Below are 3,949 nucleotides of genomic sequence, written 5' to 3' on the forward strand. Positions count from 1 at the left end.
CCTCCAACTCGGCGCCGACACCCCCGTCATCACCCTCGACGCCCGCCGCCGCGACAGCGCCAAGAGCGCCCTCATCACCCTCGTCGAACACGCCCTGCTCGCCCGGCTCCGCTGAGCGGGCGGGAACCGTCGGCCCCGGCGGCCCGTCACTGCAACGGGACGCCGGGGCCGTCACGCTTACCGGCCGGTGTCCTCCCGGGGCCCCGCGCAAGACCCGTGTATAAGCAGCGGATAACAGTTCGGTAGGCATTTCGTGATCAACAATGACGCAGCGTGGCGAATCAGCGTCACTCAGCGCCAGATGACCACGGTTTTGCTCCGCCATGTCCGCCGATGTCCGGATTGTTCCGGCACGGTTGCCACCGGGCGGCTGTTTGTCCCCCATCCCTGCACGTGCTGAAATTCCAGCTACCCCTGAATCTCCCCAGCCGGCCGTCCGGTGACGGGTCAGGGCCCGGGGGTAGCGCTGGATTGATCCATGGCCGGCAGTCGGCCGAGAGGTAGTTGTCGAGTGAGGCGTAAGCAGCAACCCGCCCCGCAGCGGCGCTCCGAGCCCCGCCAGAGCGAGCCGAAGAGTACCCCTGGGGGCCCGGCCGGGTTCTCCGCGTTCACTCCCACCGAGGAACGCCCCCAGGCCGGGTCGGCCCCGACTCCCCCGAGCGGCGCCACCGCGCCCCGCGACGGCGCCGCACCGGGCGGTGAGGGCGGCTCCGGCCGGTACGACTTCCTCCGACCGCGCAACTGGCGCGTGCCGACCCGTCTGATCGCGATCCTGCTGATCCCCGTGATCATCAGTCTCGTCTTCGGCGGTCTGCGAGTGAACACCTCGGTCGACGGCTACATCAAGGCGTCCCGCGCCGAGAAGACCGCCGAACTGGCCAAGGCCGCGACCGAACTCGCCGAGGCACTGGAGAACGAGCGCGACAAGACGCTCATACCGCTGGTCACCAAGCAGGACCCGAACAACGAGGTCGCCAAGCGCCGCGCCGACACCGACGCCGCGCTGAAGGCGTACAACGCCGCCTACGCGGCCTCCGACAAGTCCGGTGAGCTGCCCCGCCGTCACGACGCGCTCCAGGCGCTGATCGTCGACCTCCCGCACCTGCGGGCCAACGCGTACAGCCCCGAGCTGTTCGTCAGCGCGACGGCGAGCGCCTACTCGGTGATGTTCGCCCCGCTGCTGGCCTACGACAACTCGGTCGGCATGGGCTCCAGCAACGCCACCAGCAAGGGCCGCGCGATCTACGCGATGTCGCTGGCCAAGGCCTCCGCCTCGACCCAGCGCGCCCTCATGCTGAACCTGCTGGTCGGCATCTCGCAGAACGCCACCACCCGGTACGAGAACGCCGACATGATCCAGCAGATCCTCGTCGCGGAGAAGCTGGAGCAGGTCTCCCTCACCGAGTTCGACACCGGCAGCGCCCCCGAGGACGCCCGGAAGTACGCGAACGCGCAGGTCGCCCTCGCCACCGCCCAGGAGCACTCGGCGTACAAGATGCCGAACGGCATGGCGCCCAGCATGCAGGGCCTGCTCGCCCTCGGCGCCGCGTACAGCCAGGCCGCCGCCGAGGGGCAGACCAAGGGCAAGGCCGCCGCCGACGCCGCGTACGCCGAGGCGAAGAACGCCGGTCTGACCCCGGACAACTGGAACCAGGCCGCCAACACCCACATCCAGGCCCTGCGGAACACCGAAGTCGCGCTGCTGGACGACGTCCTCAACGACTCCCGCAGCCTCAAGGACAACGCGCTCTACGACGCCATCCTCAACACGGTCATCGTCGTCGCCGCGCTCATCCTGGCCGGCCTGCTCACCGGCTACGTCGCCCGCTCGATGATCCTCGGCATGCGCACCCTGCGCAGCGCCGCCCTGGAGATCGCCGACCACCGCCTGCCGGACCTCGTCGAGAAGCTCTCCAAGACCGACCCCGACCGGGTCGACACCTCGGTGACGCCGATCCCGCTGCACGGCAAGGACGAGATCGGCGAGGTCGCCCGGGCGTTCGACCAGGTCCACCAGCAGGCGGTGGCGCTCGCCGCCGAGCAGGCCCTGCTCCGAGGGAACGTCAACGCGATCTTCACCAACCTGTCGCGCCGCAGCCAGAGCCTGATCCAGCGCCAGCTGGCGCTGATCACCGACCTGGAGAACAACGAGGCCGACCCGGACCAGCTGGAGAACCTCTTCAAGCTGGACCACCTCGCGACCCGCATGCGCCGCAACGGCGAGAACCTCCTCGTCCTCGCGGGCGAGGAGGCCGGCCGCCGCTGGAACACCCCCGTCCCGCTGGTCGACGTGCTCCGCGCCGCCGCCTCCGAGGTGGAGCAGTACGAGCGCGTCGAGCTGTCCGGCATCCCGGAGGTCGAGGTCGTCGGCGCCGCCGTGACCGACCTCGTCCACCTGCTCGCCGAGCTGCTGGAGAACGCCACCTCGTTCTCCAGCCCGCAGACCCGGGTGCTGGTCAACGCGACCCGCCTGCCGGACGGCCGGGTGCTGGTCGAGATCCACGACAAGGGCATCGGCCTCACCGCCGAGGACTTCGCCGAGATCAACGAGAAGCTGGCCGAGCCGCCCACGGTCGACGCCACCATCTCCCGCCGCATGGGCCTGTTCGTGGTCGGCCGGCTCTCCCAGCGGCACGACGTCCGCGTCCAGCTCCGCCCGTCCGGCGAGTCGGCCGGCACCACGTCGCTGGTCATGCTCCCGCCGTTCGTCACCCAGGGCGGCGCCGCGCCGGAGCCGGAGGAGCAGTTCACCGTCTCCCGGATCTTCGCCGACCAGGAGCCGACCGCCGCGTGGGCCCCCGAGGGCCACGCCCCCAGCGCCGCCGAGCTCGGCTTCGACGACCACCTCACCGGCATCGGCAACGCCGGGTCCTCCGGCTTCAGCCCGGCGCTGGAGGCGGTCCAGCGCTCGCAGCGCCTCGACCAGGTCCGCCGCGCGGCCCTGGAGAGCGCCCCGCAGGCGCCGGTGGTGGACGCCGAGGTCGAGGAGGACTACCAGCAGGGCTACGACCAGTACGCCCCGCAGGGCTTCGACCAGCAGGGCTACGACCAGCAGGGCTACGCCGACGACCAGTACGGCTACGACCAGCAGGGCTACCAGCAGGACGGGTACGCCCAGGACGGCGGCTACGGGCAGTACCCGCAGCAGCAGGGCTACGACCAGCAGGGCTACGCCGACGACCAGTACGGCTACCAGCAGGGCGGCTACCAGCAGGACGACTACGCCGACCAGTACGGCCGCCAGGCCGAGGAGGCCCCGGCCGGTCACCCGTACGCCCCCGAGCCGCCCGCGCTGCCCGCCGCCGGCGAGCAGCCCGCCACCCTGCCGTCCGGGCTGCCGCAGCGCCGCCCCGGCGAGCAGCTGGCGAGCGGCGGCCCCGGCAGCGCGCCCGCCGGCGCGGCGCCGAGCGGCGAGAGCCCGAACTGGTTCGCGGGCGCCAAGGACACCTCGGCGTCCCAGGAACAGCGCGGCCACGACGTGTCCTCGCTCGGCGGATACGGCCCGACCGGCCCGACCGCCAGCACCGCCTGGCAGTCGCCGAACGACGGCGACTGGCAGCGGGCCGAGCAGCTGCGCGAGCCCTCCTCCGCCGGGACCACCCAGTCCGGTCTGCCGCGGCGCGTGCCCAAGCAGAACCTGGTGCCCGGCAACGCCAAGCCCACGACGCAGGAGGGGCCGCAGGTCTCCCGCAGCCCCGAGGAGGTCCGTGGCCGCCTCACCAACCTGCGCCGCGGTGTGGAGCAGGGCCGCAGTGCCGGTAACACCGGAAGCTTCCGGATCGACCCCGATCAGGCAGACCAGTCCGGCAACGGACAGAACCGCCGCACCGATCTCTTCGGCGGCTCGAACCACCAGGAGCGTTGAGTTGACTCAGATGAGCCAGGCCGCACAGAACCTGAACTGGCTGATCACCAATTTCGTGGACAACACCCCCGGGGTGTCCCACAC

1 protein-coding gene and 1 pseudogene are annotated in these 3,949 nt (G+C 71.4%); both read left to right on the top strand.

Annotated features, from left to right (window positions below):
• Nucleotides 1-115, top strand: a pseudogene (locus IF30_RS0139960) (ATP-binding protein); the annotation flags it as partial.
• 396 nt (nt 116-511) lie between these two features.
• Nucleotides 512-3,865 (top strand): nitrate- and nitrite sensing domain-containing protein, encoded by a 3,354-nt coding sequence (locus IF30_RS0139965; protein ID WP_051712260.1) that lies wholly within the window; start codon nt 512-514, stop codon nt 3,863-3,865.
• The last annotated feature ends 84 nt before the right edge of the window (nt 3,866-3,949 follow it).

It is taken from the genome of Streptomyces sp. NRRL S-350, assembly GCF_000719705.1.
Taxonomy (GTDB): Bacteria; Actinomycetota; Actinomycetes; order Streptomycetales; family Streptomycetaceae; genus Kitasatospora.